The following is a 16,689-nucleotide window of genomic DNA, read 5'->3' as shown; positions in this document are numbered from 1 at the left end:
CATTTTCATTTCAGCTTGAAGCTCAAGGCTTGTCGCTTGCCACTGCCATCTTACTGATCATCAAAATACCGCTCATGCCAATCCACCAAAGGCTGTGGTGCGTTGAGCTTTTGCCCGTAGATCACCGAGTAAGACAGCACGTTCTGCACGTACTGGCGGGTTTCGTCGAATGGGATGCTTTCCACCCACACGTCGAAACTCAGGTGATCAGCGCCGCGCAGCCATTGGCGCACCCGGCCGGGGCCTGCGTTGTAGGCGGCAGAAGCGAGGACCCGGTTGCCATTGAATTGGCTGTGAACCTGGCTGAGGTACGCAGCGCCGAGCTGGATGTTCTTGTCCGGGTCCAGCACTTGCTGCGGTGAGGCTAGCGGGATGCTGAACTTGCGCGCGGTTTCCTTGGCGGTGGCGGGCATCAGTTGCATCAGGCCGCTGGCGCCGACGCCGGAGCGGGCGTCGTCCATGAAGGCGCTTTCCTGGCGGGTGATGGCAAACACCCAGCTTGAGTGCAGGCCGCGAACTTTGGCTTCGCGCACCAGGGTATCGCGGTGGGCCATGGGGAAACGGATGTCCAGGTCGTCCCAGTATTTTGCCTGGCTAATGGTGCGAATTGCCGGGAAATACCACTTCATGTCATAGGCCAGCTTGGCCTGGGCGACCATTTCATCGCGGTTGAAGTGGCGGCTGACGTGGTACCACTCGCGGCGGCCATCGACGATCTGGCCACGGGCGTAGAACTCCAGGGCGCGGCGTACGCCAGGGGTGTTACGTACCTTGTTGACCAGCGCCTGACTCATCACCAGTGGCTTGTTGTTCAACTGGTACGGAGCTTGGGAGCGATCCGCCGCGAGGAAACCGTAGAAGTCCCGCTCCTGCGCCAAGCCCTTGTACAGCACCAAGGCGTGCGGGTTTTTCGGTTCGGCCAACTCTAGGGCGCGGGCTTGCCAGTAGCGCCAGCGGTTGGTGGTGGCCAGGTCCTGGGGCAGTTTGCGAGTCAATTGATAAGCGTCTTCCCAGCGAGCGAGGCGCAACAGCAGCCGCAGGCGCCATTCGGAAACGGTGTTGTCCCGCAATTCCGGGTCGTATTTGGTCATCACGTCCAGGGCGCGAGGGTCGTAGCGTCGCGCCAGGGTCAAGCCGATTTCCCGGGCGATGGACACTTTTTCGTCACGGGAGAAATGCATGCTGGTGGCATACCCATCGAGCAAGGCCAAGGCCTTTTCGGGGTCCTGGCGTGCCAGGCGGCGAAGACCCAGGCCGACCGCGTCGGACATTGCCTCGGTCGCCGGCAGGAAGCGTGATGGGTCGCTGAGCAAGTCAGGCTTTTGCGCGACGTCCACCATCAGTCGGCCTTGGACGCCGAGGGTGGGCAGGGTTTTCACCAGGCTGTTGGCCAGCGCGTAGTTGCGCGCTTCGGCGGCCAGTTTGGTGCGGTCCCAGATTTTCTGTTCGGTCAGTTGGCCGTCAGCGGCCCATTGTCCAAACGTCGCATCGCAGGCGGCGGGTTGGGATTTACCGGTGAGCCACAGTTTCTCGGCAGTTTTATAGCCTTCGGCCTTGAGGTTGTGGCTTAGCTGGAACTGGCCATGGAGGCAGTCCAGTTCGGTGAAATTGAGCTTGGCGTCGTAGTACTTTTCAAAGGTCTGCCAGTCACCCCGTTCGGCCAGCCAGCGTAACCAGCGCAGTTTCATCCAGTTGGCCTGGGGCAGGTCGCCGTTTTTTGCCAGGAATTGTTCGATCTCCTGGTTGCTGGCGGATTTCAGTCGGGCGGTCAGTTCGTCGTAGGCCAGGTACGGCGTCAGCGGATAATCCGCCAGGGCCTGGCTGTATTGCATGTAAGGGCCAGTGTCGCCTTTGGCCAATGCCCGCTTGGCTTGATCGTAATATTGGCGTTGGGTGGTCAAGTCCACAGCCTGGGCGGTTTGAGCGGCAGTGGCGGAAAGAAGTAGGCAAGATAAAAAATTGAAAAGGCGACTGCGCATGAGACGTCCGTGCAGAGAAATCACGACTAGTGCCGACCCTGCCGACACTGATTACCTCTAGCTTAGCCTTTTGCCTGCAACCGGTGAAAGCTTTGCCGGCTGCTTCGTTCAAGTTCGCTGGAAATCTTCTGCAGAACATGTCGGCGGCGAAAATGCCGGCCGCCTCAGGCCCTAAGTCAGGTAGAATACGCGCCCAGTTTTTGGAGAAGCTCATGACCCTGCTCAAATTCAGCGATGTGTCCCTTGCTTTCGGCGCTATGCCGTTGTTGGACAAGGTGTCCTGGCAGATCGCCCGTGGTGAGCGGGTGTGTATCATCGGCCGCAACGGCACCGGCAAGTCCAGCATGATGAAGCTGGTAAAAGGCGACCAGAAGCCCGATGAAGGCTCTGTCTGGCGCGCCCCGGGCCTCAAGATTGGCGAATTGCCGCAAGAATTGCCGGTGGCCGACGAACGGACTGTGTTCGACGTGGTTGCCGAAGGCCTGGATGGTGTCGGTGAGTTGCTTGCGCAATACCACCACTTGAGCCAGAACATCGTCACCGCCGCTGACCTGGACAAGCTGATGCACGTCCAGCACGACCTCGAAGCCCGTGACGGCTGGCGCCTGCAGCAATTGGTCGACAGCACCCTCAGCCGCCTGCAACTGCCTGCCGACAAGACCCTCGCCGAATTGTCCGGCGGCTGGCGTCGTCGCGTCCTGCTGGCCCAGGCCCTGGTTTCCGAACCGGACCTGTTGCTGCTCGACGAACCGACTAACCACCTGGATATCGGCGCAATTGCCTGGCTGGAAGAAGCCCTCAAGGACTTCCAGGGCGCTGTGCTGTTTATCACGCACGACCGTTCCTTCCTGCAAAACCTAGCGACCCGCATCCTGGAACTGGATCGCGGTGGCCTGATCGACTGGGACGGCGACTACGCCAGCTTCCTGGTACATAAAGAGGCGGCTCTGTCGGCTGAAGATACCGCCAACGCGCTGTTCGACAAGAAGCTTGCCCAGGAAGAAGTCTGGATCCGGCAGGGCATCAAGGCGCGTCGCACCCGTAACGAAGGTCGCGTACGCGCCCTGAAAGCCCTGCGCAACGAGCGTAGCGAGCGTCGTGAGCGCACCGGCAAGGCCAACATTCAGCTGGATACCGCCGACAAGTCGGGTAAGCAGGTAATGGTCCTGGACAACGTGAGCTTCGCTCACCCGGGCGGCCCGTTCCTGATCAAGGACTTCTCGATGGTCCTGCAGCGCGGCGACCGCATTGGTTTGCTCGGCGCCAACGGTACCGGCAAGACCACCTTGCTCAAGCTGATGCTCAACGGCCTTCAACCGACCAGCGGTAAAGTGGAAGAGGGCACGCGCATCGACGTAGCCTACTTCGACCAGTTGCGTCACCAGTTGGACCTAGAGAAAACCGTGATCGACAACGTCGCCGAAGGTCGCGACTTTATCGATATCGACGGCCAGAGCCGCCACGTGCTGAGCTACCTGGGCGACTTCCTGTTCAGCCCGCAACGTGCACGTACGCCGGTCAAGGCATTGTCTGGCGGTGAGCGTGCGCGCCTGCTGTTGGCCAAGCTGTTCAGCAAACCGGCCAACCTGCTGGTGCTCGATGAACCGACCAACGACCTGGACGTGGAAACCCTGGAGCTGCTGGAAGAGGTCTTGTTGACTTTCAACGGCACCGTGCTGATGGTCAGTCACGATCGGGCATTCCTCGACAACGTGGTCACCAGCACCCTGGTCTTTGAAGGTGAAGGCAAGGTTCGCGAATACGTCGGTGGTTATCAGGACTGGCTGCGTCAGGGCGGCTCGCCGCGCCTGCTGGGCGTGACCGAAAGCAAATCCGGCAAGGCTGACCTGGCTTCGGCCGTGGTGACGCCGGCTGCCGCTGCTCCTGCAGAAGCACCGGTGGCAAAGAAGAAGCTCAGCTACAAGCTGCAGCGCGAGCTGGAAGCGTTGCCGGGTGATATCGACGCCAAGGAAAAGCAGATTGCTGGCGTCGAGGCCGAAATGGCTGACGCGAGTTTCTATCAGCGTCCTGCGGTTGAAACCGCCAAGGTCATTGCTTCCCTTGAGCAGTTGCAGGCTGAGTTGGACGTATTGGTTGAGCGTTGGGCCGAGCTGGATGCCTGATTGATTCTGCGGTAATAAAAAAACCCGGCGTGCACTTAGGTGAACGCCGGGTTTTTTGTAGGAACTAGTTTGCTCGTGATGCTCGTTAACGATAACGCGGGGTGCCTGACACGGTGAGGTGCTCTCAGGTTTTTCGCGAGCAAGCTCGCTCCTACACTGCTTTGATCAGTCTCACTGCCAGCACATCACATGGCGCGCCATGCAGCACATCATTGGCGGTGGAGCCCAGCAGCAAGGCCAGGCCATGACGGCCATGGCTGCCGACCACAATCAGGTCACAGCCTTGTTCCTTGGCCAGGTGATGGATTTCCTGGCGCGGCTGGCCGTAGGTCAGGTGGCTCTGATCTTTTTTCAGTGCCGGATACTTGGCAATCAATCGCTCAAGACGTTCTTTGGCTTGATCGAACTGTTGTTGTTGCAATTGTGAAAGGTCCATCGGTACATCGCCGCCAAAGGCCATGGCCATGGGCTCGACGATATGCACCAGGGACAGCTTGACGGTGTCGCCGGCAAGTTCAACGGCGCGTTTGATCACCGGATCGCACTCTTCGGTCAGATCCACAGCGACCAGAATATGTTGGTAGGGCATGAAGAGTTCCTCCAAAGGAAAGCGATAAGTTCAGTATGGCTGGTTTCAAGCGGATGGGCTTGCGTCAGGTCAAATCCGCTCATCAAGAATTCGGGAGTACACATATGACGGTCTGGATAGTGGTGTCAATCCTTGCGGTGGTTTTGAGCCCTCTGGCATGGCTGCGTCCATCGCGTCATTCGAGTGGACGCATGGCCCTGCGCATGGAGGCACGCCGCATTGGCCTGGCCATGCAACTGGCGCCCCAGGATTGGCCGCACTGGCTCAAGCAGGAGCCGCCGAGCCCGTGTGCGCAGTATCACCGGCCACGGCGCGGCAGCCGGCCTTCGATCTGGAGCTATTGGCAGTTGGAGCCGGGTGTGTGGGTCAACCAGTGGCAGGAAGTCTGCGTTGACGAGAAATTGTTGCCACATTTTGCGACGCTGCCCGACAACGTCTACAAGGTGGAGGCGGATGCGCAGATGATCACTTTGTACTGGGGTGAGAAGGGTGAGATGAGTGTTTTGCAGGACATTACTGCGTTGCTCAAGGCGCTGGCCTGAGGGGCGGTATGTTTTCGCGGGCAATAAAAAGCCCGATATCAACATCGGGCGGGGTTGGCCAGGCAGGCCGGAAACTCTTCAATGCTGGCTTTCATTTCACGCCGGATATTCATCCAAGCGTTCATGTGATCTTGCTAAGGTTGCCGCTAGCGTAGCTGCTGACGCCAGTCTGTACAGGCCTTCGCACGTATTTTCTTATTATTGATTGCGTGAATGGTTCGCCATCCATCCGCCTGCAACTTGCCCTCATGGTTCTGAAATGACTGAAAAGTCGCGTTTTTCAGGCCCTTTCGGGCGATTGACAATTGTCGGAATTTGGATGAAGGTGGCGTACCCAAATCAAACGGGCGTATGAATTGAGCGTTTGTATTAGCGAGCGCTTCTACAGAATCCCGACTATCGCGTTGGCGGGTGTGCCTGGCGAATTGGCGTTAGCATCGACGGTAACGTCAATGCTGAAGCTTGTGCCTGCGTCCGACGTGTACTGTTCAGCTTCCATATCGTGGAGATCAGTTGATGATTTACGAAGGTAAAGCCATCACGGTTAAGGCTCTTGAAAGTGGCATCGTCGAATTGAAATTCGACCTCAAGGGTGAGTCCGTCAACAAGTTCAACCGTCTAACCCTGAACGAACTGCGTCAGGCCGTAGACGCCATCAAAGCAGATGCTTCGGTCAAGGGCGTGATCGTTTCCAGCGGCAAGGACGTGTTTATCGTCGGCGCTGACATCACCGAATTCGTCGAGAGCTTCAAGCTGCCCGATGCCGAGCTTGTGGCTGGCAACCTCGAAGCCAACAAGATTTTCAGCGATTTCGAAGACCTCAACGTACCGACCGTTGCCGCGATCAATGGCATCGCCCTGGGCGGCGGTCTGGAAATGTGCCTGGCTGCGGACTACCGCGTCATGGCCACGACCGCGAAAATCGGTCTGCCGGAAGTCAAGCTGGGCATCTACCCAGGCTTTGGCGGTACCGTGCGCCTGCCGCGCATCATCGGTGCCGACAACGCCATCGAATGGATCGCCGCTGGCAAGGAAAACCGTGCTGAAGACGCGCTGAAAGTCGGCGCCGTCGATGCCGTGGTTGCTCCCGAGAAGCTGGCCGAAGCTGCACTGAGCCTGATCAAAGGCGCCATCAGCGGCGAATTTGACTACAAGGCCAAGCGTCAGCCGAAGCTGGAAAAACTCAAGCTCAACGCTATCGAACAAATGATGTCGTTCGAAACCGCCAAGGGTTTCGTCGCTGGCCAAGCCGGCCCGAACTACCCGGCGCCGGTTGAAGCCATCAAGACCATCCAGAAAGCTGCGAACTTCGGTCGCGACAAGGCGCTGGAAATCGAAGCCGCAGGTTTCGTCAAACTGGCCAAGACCTCTGCCGCGCAGAGCTTGATCGGTCTGTTCCTGAACGATCAGGAACTGAAGAAAAAGGCCAAGGTCTACGACGAAATCGCCAAGGACGTGAAACAGGCTGCCGTACTCGGCGCCGGTATCATGGGTGGCGGTATCGCCTATCAGTCGGCGTCCAAAGGCACGCCGATCCTGATGAAAGACATCAACGAGCACGGTATCGAGCAGGGTCTGGCAGAAGCCGCGAAACTGCTGGTGGGCCGCGTTGATAAAGGCCGCATGACTGCAGCCAAGATGGCCGAAGTGCTCAACGGCATTCGTCCGACCCTGTCCTACGGTGATTTCGGCCACGTCGACCTGGTGGTCGAAGCGGTTGTCGAGAGCCCGAAGGTCAAGCAGGCGGTACTGGCTGAAGTCGAGGCCCATGTCGGTGAAGACACCATCCTGGCTTCCAACACCTCGACCATTTCCATCACATTGCTGGCCAAGGCCCTCAAGCGTCCGGAAAACTTCGTCGGCATGCACTTCTTCAACCCGGTGCACATGATGCCGCTGGTGGAAGTGATCCGTGGCGAGAAGTCCAGTGAGCTGGCCGTTGCCACCACCGTGGCCTACGCCAAGAAAATGGGCAAGAACCCAATCGTCGTCAATGACTGCCCGGGCTTTTTGGTCAACCGTGTGCTGTTCCCGTACTTCGGCGGTTTCGCCAAGTTGGTCAGCGCTGGTGTGGACTTCGTCCGTATCGACAAGGTCATGGAAAAATTCGGCTGGCCAATGGGCCCGGCGTACCTGATGGACGTGGTCGGTATCGACACCGGCCACCACGGTCGCGACGTAATGGCTGAAGGCTTCCCGGACCGCATGAAAGACGACCGTCGTTCGGCCATCGATGCGCTCTACGAAGCCAAGCGCCTGGGCCAGAAGAATGGCAAGGGCTTCTACGCCTACGAAACCGACAAGCGCGGCAAGCAGAAGAAAGTCGCCGATCCGTCGGTGCTGGAAGTGCTCAAGCCGATCGTCTACGAACAGCGTGAAGTGTCCGACGAGGACATCATCAACTGGATGATGATCGCTCTGTGCCTGGAAACCGTGCGCTGCCTGGAAGACGGCATTGTCGAAACCGCTGCCGAAGCTGACATGGGTCTGGTCTACGGTATTGGTTTCCCTCCATTCCGTGGCGGTGCGCTGCGTTACATCGATTCGATCGGTGTGGCCGAGTTCGTTGCCCTGGCTGATCAGTACGCTGATTTGGGCCCGCTGTACCACCCGACTGCGAAGCTACGTGAGATGGCCAAAAACGGCCAGAGCTTCTTCGGTTAAGCGCCCAAACGACTAGAGCGAGAATATTTATGAGCTTGAATCCAAGAGACGTCGTGATTGTCGACTTCGGTCGCACTCCAATGGGCCGCTCCAAGGGCGGCATGCACCGCAACACCCGCGCCGAAGACATGTCGGCGCACCTGATCAGCAAGTTGCTGGAGCGCAACGTCAAGGTCGATCCGAGCGAAGTCGAAGACGTGATCTGGGGCTGTGTGAACCAGACCCTGGAGCAGGGCTGGAACATCGCGCGCATGGTGTCGCTGATGACACCGATCCCGCACACTGCTGCTGCCCAGACCGTCAGCCGCCTGTGTGGCTCGTCCATGAGTGCCTTGCACACTGCCGCGCAAGCGATCATGACCGGCAACGGTGATGTATTTGTGGTGGGTGGCGTCGAGCACATGGGCCACGTCAGCATGATGCACGGTGTCGATCCGAATCCGCACATGTCCCTCTACGCGGCGAAAGCCTCGGGCATGATGGGCTTGACCGCAGAAATGCTCGGCAAGATGCACGGCATCACCCGTGAGGCCCAGGACGCATTCGGCGTGCGCTCCCACCAGCTCGCCCACAAGGCGACCCTGGAAGGCAAGTTCAAGGATGAAATCATCCCGATGAACGGCTACGACGAGAACGGTTTCCTGAAACTGTTTGACTACGACGAAACCATTCGTCCGGACACCACCCTGGAAAGCCTGGCGGCCCTCAAGCCTGCCTTCAATCCCAAGGGCGGCACCGTGACAGCCGGTACTTCGTCGCAGATCACTGACGGTGCTTCGTGCATGATCGTGATGTCGGCCCAGCGTGCCCAGGACCTGGGTATTCAGCCGATGGCAGTGATTCGTTCGATGGCAGTGGCAGGTGTGGACCCGGCGATCATGGGCTATGGTCCAGTACCGGCCACACAAAAAGCACTGAAGCGCGCGGGCCTAACTATCTCCGACATCGACTTCTTCGAACTCAACGAAGCTTTCGCCGCACAGGCCCTGCCAGTGCTGAAAGATTTGAAAGTGCTCGACAAGATGAACGAGAAGGTTAACCTGCACGGCGGCGCGATTGCCCTGGGTCACCCATTCGGTTGCTCTGGCGCGCGAATCTCCGGCACGTTGCTTAACGTGATGAAGCAAAATGGCGGCAACCTCGGGGTAGCCACCATGTGCATTGGTCTCGGCCAAGGCATCTCCACCGTCTTCGAACGTATCTAAACGTTGTGTTGACGGAAGCCGGGGCCAAGTGCCCCGGTTTTTTGTTTTTTGGAAGTTTTTGTATTTTTTTTTTAACAAGTTTTGTAAGAGCGCCAGAGCATGAAAGTCGAACCCGGGCTCTACCAGCATTATAAAGGTCCGCAGTACCGCGTTTTTAATGTTGCGCGGCATTCCGAGACCGAAGAAGAAGTGGTGTTTTACCAAGCACTGTATGGCGATTACGGCTTTTGGGTGCGTCCCTTGAGCATGTTCCTGGAGACCGTCGAAGTTGACGGCGAGCAGGTCCCGCGCTTTGCTTTGATCCAGGTCGAACCGAGCCTTTTTTCAGCGCAATAAAGGCAGGCCGCGCGCAATGCTGCGCTTGACCTCACCTTGTTGCCACTATATATAGCGTTGCCGCGTCAGGCGCCAACCGCCTTTCACTTCTCGAATTCAGGAATTTTCCGATCCATGGGCAAATCGCTGGTCATTGTGGAATCCCCGGCTAAGGCCAAGACCATCAACAAGTACTTGGGTAACGAGTACGTGGTGAAGTCGAGTATCGGCCATATCCGAGACCTGCCCACCAGCGGTTCGGCTAGCGCCAGCAAGGAGCCTGCCGCCAAGCGCGGCAAGGCGGCTGCGGGCGAAGGTCCGGTACTAACGCCTAAAGAGAAAGCGCGCAAGCAGCTGGTCTCGCGCATGGGTGTCGATCCCGACCATGGCTGGAAAGCCCAGTACGAGATCCTCCCGGGCAAGGAAAAGGTCATCGAAGAGCTGCGCCGGCTCGCCAAGGATGCTGACATCATCTATCTCGCAACCGACTTGGATCGCGAGGGGGAAGCCATTGCCTGGCACCTGCGCGAAGCCATCGGTGGTGATGACAGCCGCTACAAGCGCGTGGTGTTTAACGAAATCACCAAGAAGGCGATTCAGGAAGCCTTCTCCAAGCCGGGCGAACTGGACATCGATCGGGTCAACGCTCAACAGGCCCGTCGTTTCCTCGACCGCGTCGTGGGTTACATGGTCTCGCCACTGCTGTGGGCGAAGATCGCCCGTGGTCTGTCCGCCGGCCGTGTGCAATCGGTAGCGGTGAAGCTGGTGGTGGAGCGTGAGCGCGAGATTCGTGCGTTCAACCCTGAAGAATACTGGGAAATCCATGCTGATCTCGGCAGCGCCAAGGGCGCAACCGTGCGCTTTGACGTGGCCCGCGAGAAAGGCGAGGCCTTCAAGCCGCTCAACGAAGCCCAGGCCATGGCCGCGCTGGAGAAGCTCAAGGCTTCCAGCTACAGCATCGTCAAGCGTGAAGACAAGCCCACCAGCAGCAAGCCTTCGGCGCCGTTCATCACCTCCACCTTGCAGCAGGCCGCGAGCAACCGGCTGGGCTTCGGCGTGAAGAAGACGATGATGATGGCCCAGCGTCTGTATGAAGCGGGCTACATCACCTATATGCGTACCGACTCCACCAACCTGTCGTTGGATGCAGTCGCGATGGCGCGTACTTATATTGAAGGCGAGTTCGGCAAGAAGTACCTGCCGGAAAACCCGAACGTCTACAGCAGCAAGGAAGGCGCACAAGAGGCTCACGAGGCGATTCGTCCGTCTGACGCCAACACCGAGCCAAGCAAACTGACTGGCATGGAACGTGACGCTGAGCGCCTCTACGAGTTGATCTGGCGACAGTTCCTGGCCTGCCAGATGCTGCCGGCACAATACCTGTCGACCACCGTCAGCGTCGCCGCTGGGGACTTCGAGTTGCGGGCCAAGGGCCGCATCCTCAAGTTCGATGGCTACACCCGCGTCATGCCGCAAATCGCCAAGCCGGGCGACGACGACGTGCTGCCGGACATGGCTCAGGGCGACGTGATGAAGCTGATCAAGCTTGATCCGACCCAGCACTTCACCAAGCCGCCGGCCCGTTATTCGGAAGCCAGCCTGGTGAAAGAGATGGAAAAACGCGGTATCGGTCGTCCTTCGACCTACGCGGCGATCATCTCCACCATCCAGGACCGTGGCTACGTGGCCCTGCATAACCGTCGTTTCTATTCGGAAAAGATGGGCGACATCGTTACCGAGCGTCTATCCGAGAGCTTCTCCAACCTGATGGACTACGGCTTCACCGCCGGTATGGAAGAGAACCTCGATGACGTTGCCCAGGGCGAACGCGACTGGAAAAACGTACTCGACGAGTTCTACGGTGACTTCAAGAAGAAACTGGAAGTCGCCGAAAGCGCTGAGAATGGCATGCGCGCCAACCAGCCGGTGATGACGGACATTGCGTGCCTCACCTGTGGGCGGCCGATGCAGATTCGTACTGCGTCCACCGGTGTATTCCTCGGTTGCTCGGGCTACAGCCTGCCGCCGAAAGAGCGTTGCAAGGCCACTGTCAACCTAGTGCCGGGTGACGAGATCGCTGCCGATGACGAGGGTGAATCTGAATCCCTGGTACTGCGCGGCAAGCACCGTTGCCCGATCTGCAGTACGGCGATGGACGCCTACCTGTTGGACGAGAAGCATAAGCTGCATATCTGCGGTAACAATCCGGATTGCAACGGCTACGAGATCGAGGAAGGTAGCTACCGTATCAAGGGCTACGAAGGCCCGAGCCTGGAATGCGACAAGTGCGGCAGCGAGATGCAGCTCAAGACGGGCCGTTTCGGCAAGTTCTTCGGTTGCACCAACCCGACCTGCAAGAACACCCGCAAACTGCTCAAAAGCGGTGATGCGGCGCCGCCGAAGATGGACCCGGTGAAGATGCCTGAACTCAAGTGCCAGAAGGTCAACGACACCTACATCCTGCGCGACGGTGCTTCTGGTTTGTTCCTGGCAGCCAGCCAGTTCCCGAAAAACCGTGAGACTCGCGCGCCACTGGTGATCGAGATCGTGCCCCACAAGGACGAGATCGATCCGAAGTACCACTTCCTCTGCGAAGCTCCGAAGAAAGATCCCGACGGTCGTCCGGCTGTGATCCGCTACAGCCGCAAGACCAAGGAGCAGTACGTACAGACCGAAGTCGAGGGCAAGCCTACCGGCTGGAAAGCGTTCTACGACGGTGGCAAGTGGAAGGTCGAGGACAAGCGTCAAGGCGCTTGATTCGGTTTGTAGGAGCGAGCTTGCTCGCGAAGGTCGTTAACGATAACGCGGGCATTCTGGCTAAACGCGTTATTCTTGAATTCTTCGCGAGCAAGCTCGCTCCTACACAGCCAGTATTACGCCTTATTCGTTGTGGAGACTGCCTTCATGGCCAACGAACTCTATACCCGTACCAACCAGAAAATTTACTTCGCGGGTTTGTCCCTGGAAGCCCTTGGCCGTGCGGAGGAGGGCAAGGAGATGAACGCTATCGCGCTGGTGCAGGCGGGGCGTGAATCGGCGTTGTTTCACCTTTATGGTGCGTTGCTGGGCTTGTGCCATGAAATCGCCGGGTTCTACCGCTTGCCTCAAGCCGGTGCGCCACGGGCCGAGATGATCCTGACCCGCGAAGTGCTGGAGTCCATGGCGATCCCGGAGTTGGCCGAACTGGTGGAAATGGCACAGAGCCCGGACAGTTGGCTGGCGCGTTTGTTGGTGGCCCATGCGGCGATGTTCCAGCCGCCACGGGTGCCGCACAAGCCCAAGGGCGATGTGACCCAACCGCTGATCGTGGCGGTGAGCCTGGAGGAGGGCCCGGCGCCGCTGAGCAGGGTAGAGCTGGAAAGCTGGCGCCAGGAACTGAAGAAACTGGCAATTCGGTTTCGGGATGGGCTTAACGAGTGCTAAGTCGCGCGCGCTCGATAGATCAATGATCACTCAATGTGAAAGCGGGCTTGTTGTGACGAGCCCGCTCGCCACAACAAGCCCGCTTGCCACAAGACTGATATAATCCCGGCCTTTCGTGGAGAACAGACTTTTATGCCAACTTCCTTTCTGGAAATTGTTGAATTGCCCGACGGCCGAATTGAGCTGCGCAGGGCTGAGGACGAGGGTTCTCTGGTGACTTTGGACTTCTCCGAGGACGCGAAGGCGTTCCTGCAAGGCCAGTACGTGGAAGTGGCAAAAGCCATGTTGAGCGTCGGTGTGCAGATGGCCGGGCGCCTGGCTGAAGGCGAGCCGGAGAAAGACGACGGCCCACGGATTCTTCACTGAGTCCGTCTGTCGGTTTTTTTTGGTGTGAGTCAAAGTTACAGACCGGCTTCTCAATCCTGGAGAAGCCTGGCGTCCATCGCAGGCACTGGCTGAAAGTCAGAGCTGCAATCGGACGGTCTTTCGTGCTTGCAGCGGTAACGCTTTGCGCGTGAACACCGGCTTTATCCAAGTCGAATATTCAAACTCTGTGCGTCGCCCGTGCGTGCTGCACTGATCAACTGTTGCCTGGCTGTTGTGCTCAGCGGGTTCAGCCAACTGACCACGGTGTGGCTTCGCCCCAGGCGTAAAGCTTCGCAAGTTAATTGCTGGGCGCTTTGAGTGCCCCGTGGTTGCAGCAGCAGGATACGCTCGCGATTCAGACCGGCGTCCCGTAACCAGGCCTGGGTCAGGCTTGAGGGCGGGGCGATCAAGGTCAGCCAGCGGGCGTCCTGTTCCTCGCTCAGTTCGCGAAGAATGGGGGCCAGCAGGCTCAGGCAGTTCCCGGCAGCGCCGCGCAACGACAATTCACTGAATGCCTCGGGTTCGGTGATCCAGGGTGACTCGACCGCTTCCTTGAGAATCGGCGCAAGGGGCTGGGCCATCATGAAGGCCTCAAACAACGGCAGTTGTGTGTGTTGCGGTGCGTGTGGAAACTGCATGATGCCTCCGTTAGCGGCGAATAACGCCGACACTCAAGCCTTCGATCACCAGATCCTGGTCTTTGAGGTTCACTTCAATGGGGGCGAACTCAGGGTTTTCGGCCAGGAGCCAGACCTTGCTGCCTTCACGCTTGAAGCGTTTTACCGTGACTTCATCACCGATGCGGGCGACGACGATCTGGCCATTACGGGCTTCGCGAGTGGTATGGACGGCCAACAAGTCACCGTCAAAAATACCGACATCCTTCATGCTCATGCCATGAACCCGCAGCAGATAGTCAGCGCGAGGGTGGAAGAATGTCGGGTTGATGTTGCAGGATTCTTCGACGTGCTGTTGGGCCAGGATCGGCGCACCGGCAGCAACACGGCCAATGATCGGCAGCGTCGATTCGTCGGCCTTGGCCTCGAAACCAGGGATGCGGATGCCTCTTGAAGCGCCTGGCGTCATCTCGATCGCGCCTTTGCGGGCGAGGGCCTTCAGGTGTTCTTCAGCGGCATTGGGTGACTTGAATCCCAGCTCCAGCGCAATTTCAGCCCGTGTCGGCGGATAACCGTTGTCGTCGAGGCAGCGCTTGATAAAAGCCAGAATCTCAGCTTGGCGTGGCGTCAGTTTTAGCATGTTGATCGCTCTGTCTTTTTATACAGTGACTGGGATTATATACAGTGAACTGCGCTTGGCAATCATCGTTTTTATTAACTCCGCTGGACGGTCATCCATCAGCCGTATAACGCTCCAGCGACAGCGCTGCCTACAGGCCCCGCCAGATGTGATTAAATAGTGATGAAATAGCTGACTGCTCAGCCGGAAAGCGGACCCGCAGGCTTGACAATACATAAGGTGAAACGTATGTTTCAAACAAGTGTTTGTCAGGCGGAGTAGCCATGGCCCAGTCGGAAACCGTTGAACGCATTCTCGATGCTGCCGAGCAGCTGTTCGCGGAAAAAGGATTTGCTGAAACCTCATTGCGGCTGATCACCAGCAAAGCCGGGGTCAACCTGGCGGCGGTGAACTATCATTTCGGCTCGAAAAAAGCCCTGATCCAGGCGGTGTTCTCGCGGTTCCTGGGGCCGTTCTGCGCCAGCCTTGATCGTGAACTGGAGCGCCGCCAGGCCAAGGCAGATCACAAGCCAAGCCTGGAAGACCTGCTGGAAATTCTCGTCGAGCAAGCGCTGGTGGTCCAGCCACGCAGCGGCAACGACCTATCGATCTTCATGCGCCTGCTGGGCCTGGCATTCAGCCAGAGCCAGGGGCATTTGCGTCGTTACCTGGAAGACATGTACGGCAAGGTGTTCCGCCGCTATATGCTGCTGGTCAACGAAGCAGCACCTCGCATCCCTCCTATCGAATTGTTTTGGCGCGTGCACTTCATGCTCGGCGCTGCAGCGTTCAGCATGTCCGGAATCAAGGCCTTGCGGGCGATTGCCGAAACCGACTTTGGCGTCAACACCTCCATCGAGCAGGTGATGCGCCTGATGGTGCCGTTCCTCGCGGCCGGCATGCGCGCCGAAACCGGCGTCACTGACCAGGCCATGGCCGCTGCCCAGTTGCGCCCGCGCAGCAAGTCGGCGCCAGCCGCCGCCAAGGTTTAACCGCTCTTGGGTGTGCGTGGCGGCTTGCATCCGCTAAGCTAGCCACCCATGCCGATTACAGCTATTTATCCACAACCCGTTGCTCTCGCCGAGCGTTCATTGCCAGGTTCAATTCTGGCGATGCGACCTCGCGAGGGCTTCGGTTTGCGCGCGTTATTTAAGGAAGGTTTATGACTGCTGCCCTGCAAGGTTCATTGATGGTGGACGTCGCCGGTACCTGGCTGACGGCTGAAGATCGCCACTTGTTGCGACAGCCTGAGGTAGGCGGCCTGATCATTTTTGCGCGCAATATCGAGCATCCACGCCAGGTGCGTGAGTTGAGCGCGGCGATTCGTGCCGTGCGCCCGGACGTGTTGTTGGCGGTCGATCAGGAAGGCGGTCGCGTTCAGCGTTTGCGCCAAGGTTTTGTGCGCCTGCCAGCCATGCGTGCCCTGGCCGATAACCCCAACGCCGAATACCTCGCTGAGCAATGTGGTTGGATCATGGCCACCGAAGTGCTGGCAGTTGGTCTGGACCTGAGCTTCGCCCCGGTGCTGGACCTGGATTACCAGCGCAGCGCCGTTGTTGGCAGCCGTTCATTCGAGGGCGATCCCGAGCGGGCCGCCTTGCTGGCTGGCGCCTTTATCCGCGGCATGAACAGCGCCGGCATGGCTGCTACGGGCAAGCACTTCCCCGGTCACGGCTGGGCTGAAGCCGATTCCCACGTTGCGATTCCCAATGATGAGCGCAGCCTGGAACAGATTAGGGCCAATGATCTGGTGCCTTTCGCACGGCTGAGCAAGCAGTTGGCCGCAGTGATGCCGGCCCATGTCATTTACCCACAAGTCGATGCACAACCCGCCGGCTTCTCTCGCCGCTGGCTGCAGGACATCCTGCGAGGTGAGTTGCAGTTCGACGGGGTGATTTTCAGTGACGACCTGTCCATGGCCGGTGCTCATGTGGTGGGTGACGCCGCCAGTCGTATCGAAGCGGCGCTGACCGCCGGTTGCGACATGGGCCTGGTGTGCAACGACCGCGCTGCTGCCGAGTTGGCCCTGAGCGCCGCCCAGCGCATGAAGGTCACACCGTCGGCCCGTATTGCTCGGATGCGCGGGCAAGGCATTGCCTCCATCGAATACAAGCAGGACCCACGCTGGCTGGCTGCTCTGGGCGCCCTCAGAGAAGCTCAACTGATCGATTAACGGGTTACGCGATTATCGGCGGCACCACTAGCGGGCGCCTGCACCCAGGGCCCGCACCTTGAAATCACCCGGCT

The 16,689-nt window shown here is 58.7% G+C and carries 14 protein-coding genes; 10 read left to right on the top strand and 4 right to left on the bottom strand.

Features of this window, described 5'->3' with window-relative positions; translation table 11 throughout:
• Positions 1 to 50 precede the first annotated feature (50 nt).
• Positions 51 to 1,979: a transglycosylase SLT domain-containing protein gene (locus FQ182_RS06755; RefSeq protein ID WP_149412884.1), complete on the bottom strand. Its 1,929-nt coding sequence runs from the start codon at positions 1,977 to 1,979 to the stop codon at positions 51 to 53.
• Positions 1,980 to 2,191: 212 nt separating this feature from the next.
• Here FQ182_RS06755 and FQ182_RS06750 point away from each other — a divergent pair, with 212 nt between their 5' ends.
• Entirely contained in the window at positions 2,192 to 4,102 is a 1,911-nt protein-coding gene (locus FQ182_RS06750) for an ATP-binding cassette domain-containing protein (RefSeq protein WP_149412885.1), read from the top strand.
• A 151-nt stretch (positions 4,103 to 4,253) separates the two neighbouring features.
• On the opposite strand, the gene FQ182_RS06745 is transcribed toward FQ182_RS06750, so the two are convergent.
• Positions 4,254 to 4,691, bottom strand: coding sequence for a universal stress protein (locus tag FQ182_RS06745; protein WP_149412886.1), 438 nt, complete (start codon positions 4,689 to 4,691; stop codon positions 4,254 to 4,256).
• Between the two features lie 104 nt (positions 4,692 to 4,795).
• On the opposite strand from FQ182_RS06745, the gene FQ182_RS06740 reads away from it, so the two are divergent.
• The 7 genes from FQ182_RS06740 (at position 4,796) to FQ182_RS06710 (ending at position 13,206) form a co-directional block, all read left to right on the top strand.
• Complete coding sequence (locus FQ182_RS06740; protein WP_149412887.1) at positions 4,796 to 5,233, top strand: hypothetical protein; 438 nt, start codon at positions 4,796 to 4,798, stop codon at positions 5,231 to 5,233.
• A 516-nt stretch (positions 5,234 to 5,749) separates the two neighbouring features.
• Positions 5,750 to 7,897, top strand: coding sequence for a fatty acid oxidation complex subunit alpha FadB (fadB, locus tag FQ182_RS06735; protein ID WP_149412888.1), 2,148 nt, complete (start codon positions 5,750 to 5,752; stop codon positions 7,895 to 7,897).
• A gap of 29 nt (positions 7,898 to 7,926) precedes the next feature.
• Positions 7,927 to 9,102, top strand: coding sequence for an acetyl-CoA C-acyltransferase FadA (fadA, locus tag FQ182_RS06730; protein ID WP_133101602.1), 1,176 nt, complete (start codon positions 7,927 to 7,929; stop codon positions 9,100 to 9,102).
• Positions 9,103 to 9,201: 99 nt separating this feature from the next.
• Positions 9,202 to 9,438, top strand: coding sequence for a DUF1653 domain-containing protein (locus FQ182_RS06725; RefSeq protein WP_010176359.1), 237 nt, complete (start codon positions 9,202 to 9,204; stop codon positions 9,436 to 9,438).
• Positions 9,439 to 9,552: 114 nt separating this feature from the next.
• Positions 9,553 to 12,174, top strand: coding sequence for a type I DNA topoisomerase (gene topA / locus FQ182_RS06720; protein WP_149412889.1), 2,622 nt, complete (start codon positions 9,553 to 9,555; stop codon positions 12,172 to 12,174).
• A 147-nt stretch (positions 12,175 to 12,321) separates the two neighbouring features.
• Positions 12,322 to 12,840 (top strand): DUF6586 family protein, encoded by a 519-nt coding sequence (locus FQ182_RS06715; RefSeq protein WP_149412890.1) that lies wholly within the window; start codon positions 12,322 to 12,324, stop codon positions 12,838 to 12,840.
• Between the two features lie 132 nt (positions 12,841 to 12,972).
• Positions 12,973 to 13,206: a hypothetical protein gene (locus FQ182_RS06710; RefSeq protein WP_149412891.1), complete on the top strand. Its 234-nt coding sequence runs from the start codon at positions 12,973 to 12,975 to the stop codon at positions 13,204 to 13,206.
• A gap of 161 nt (positions 13,207 to 13,367) precedes the next feature.
• On the opposite strand, the gene sulA is transcribed toward FQ182_RS06710, so the two are convergent.
• Both sulA and lexA read right to left on the bottom strand, forming a co-directional pair.
• Positions 13,368 to 13,844, bottom strand: coding sequence for an SOS-induced cell division inhibitor SulA (gene sulA / locus FQ182_RS06705; RefSeq protein WP_149412892.1), 477 nt, complete (start codon positions 13,842 to 13,844; stop codon positions 13,368 to 13,370).
• Between the two features lie 10 nt (positions 13,845 to 13,854).
• Complete coding sequence (gene lexA, locus FQ182_RS06700) at positions 13,855 to 14,463, bottom strand: transcriptional repressor LexA (RefSeq protein ID WP_003172575.1); 609 nt, start codon at positions 14,461 to 14,463, stop codon at positions 13,855 to 13,857.
• Between the two features lie 263 nt (positions 14,464 to 14,726).
• Between lexA and FQ182_RS06695 the strand changes: the two genes are divergently transcribed.
• On the top strand, positions 14,727 to 15,434 hold the full coding sequence (locus FQ182_RS06695; RefSeq protein WP_149412893.1) for a TetR/AcrR family transcriptional regulator: 708 nt from the start codon (positions 14,727 to 14,729) through the stop codon (positions 15,432 to 15,434).
• 170 nt (positions 15,435 to 15,604) lie between these two features.
• Positions 15,605 to 16,615, top strand: coding sequence for a beta-N-acetylhexosaminidase (gene nagZ, locus FQ182_RS06690; protein WP_149412894.1), 1,011 nt, complete (start codon positions 15,605 to 15,607; stop codon positions 16,613 to 16,615).
• The last annotated feature ends 74 nt before the right edge of the window (positions 16,616 to 16,689 follow it).

Source organism: Pseudomonas sp. ANT_H4, assembly GCF_008369295.1.
Lineage (GTDB): Bacteria > Pseudomonadota > Gammaproteobacteria > Pseudomonadales > Pseudomonadaceae > Aquipseudomonas.
Note: the sequence above shows the minus strand (reverse complement) of the source record. Positions and strands in the feature narration are given on the sequence as shown.

What these genes read in the sequence shown, in the direction of transcription:
- FQ182_RS06755 (WP_149412884.1), bottom strand. Translation starts at nt 1,979, where the DNA reads ATGCGCAGTCGCCTTTTCAATTTTTTATCTTGCCTACTTCTTTCCGCC.
- FQ182_RS06750 (WP_149412885.1), top strand. Translation starts at nt 2,192, where the DNA reads ATGACCCTGCTCAAATTCAGCGATGTGTCCCTTGCTTTCGGCGCTATG.
- FQ182_RS06745 (WP_149412886.1), bottom strand. Translation starts at nt 4,691, where the DNA reads ATGCCCTACCAACATATTCTGGTCGCTGTGGATCTGACCGAAGAGTGC.
- FQ182_RS06740 (WP_149412887.1), top strand. Translation starts at nt 4,796, where the DNA reads ATGACGGTCTGGATAGTGGTGTCAATCCTTGCGGTGGTTTTGAGCCCT.
- fadB (WP_149412888.1), top strand. Translation starts at nt 5,750, where the DNA reads ATGATTTACGAAGGTAAAGCCATCACGGTTAAGGCTCTTGAAAGTGGC.
- fadA (WP_133101602.1), top strand. Translation starts at nt 7,927, where the DNA reads ATGAGCTTGAATCCAAGAGACGTCGTGATTGTCGACTTCGGTCGCACT.
- FQ182_RS06725 (WP_010176359.1), top strand. Translation starts at nt 9,202, where the DNA reads ATGAAAGTCGAACCCGGGCTCTACCAGCATTATAAAGGTCCGCAGTAC.
- topA (WP_149412889.1), top strand. Translation starts at nt 9,553, where the DNA reads ATGGGCAAATCGCTGGTCATTGTGGAATCCCCGGCTAAGGCCAAGACC.
- FQ182_RS06715 (WP_149412890.1), top strand. Translation starts at nt 12,322, where the DNA reads ATGGCCAACGAACTCTATACCCGTACCAACCAGAAAATTTACTTCGCG.
- FQ182_RS06710 (WP_149412891.1), top strand. Translation starts at nt 12,973, where the DNA reads ATGCCAACTTCCTTTCTGGAAATTGTTGAATTGCCCGACGGCCGAATT.
- sulA (WP_149412892.1), bottom strand. Translation starts at nt 13,844, where the DNA reads ATGCAGTTTCCACACGCACCGCAACACACACAACTGCCGTTGTTTGAG.
- lexA (WP_003172575.1), bottom strand. Translation starts at nt 14,463, where the DNA reads ATGCTAAAACTGACGCCACGCCAAGCTGAGATTCTGGCTTTTATCAAG.
- FQ182_RS06695 (WP_149412893.1), top strand. Translation starts at nt 14,727, where the DNA reads ATGGCCCAGTCGGAAACCGTTGAACGCATTCTCGATGCTGCCGAGCAG.
- nagZ (WP_149412894.1), top strand. Translation starts at nt 15,605, where the DNA reads ATGACTGCTGCCCTGCAAGGTTCATTGATGGTGGACGTCGCCGGTACC.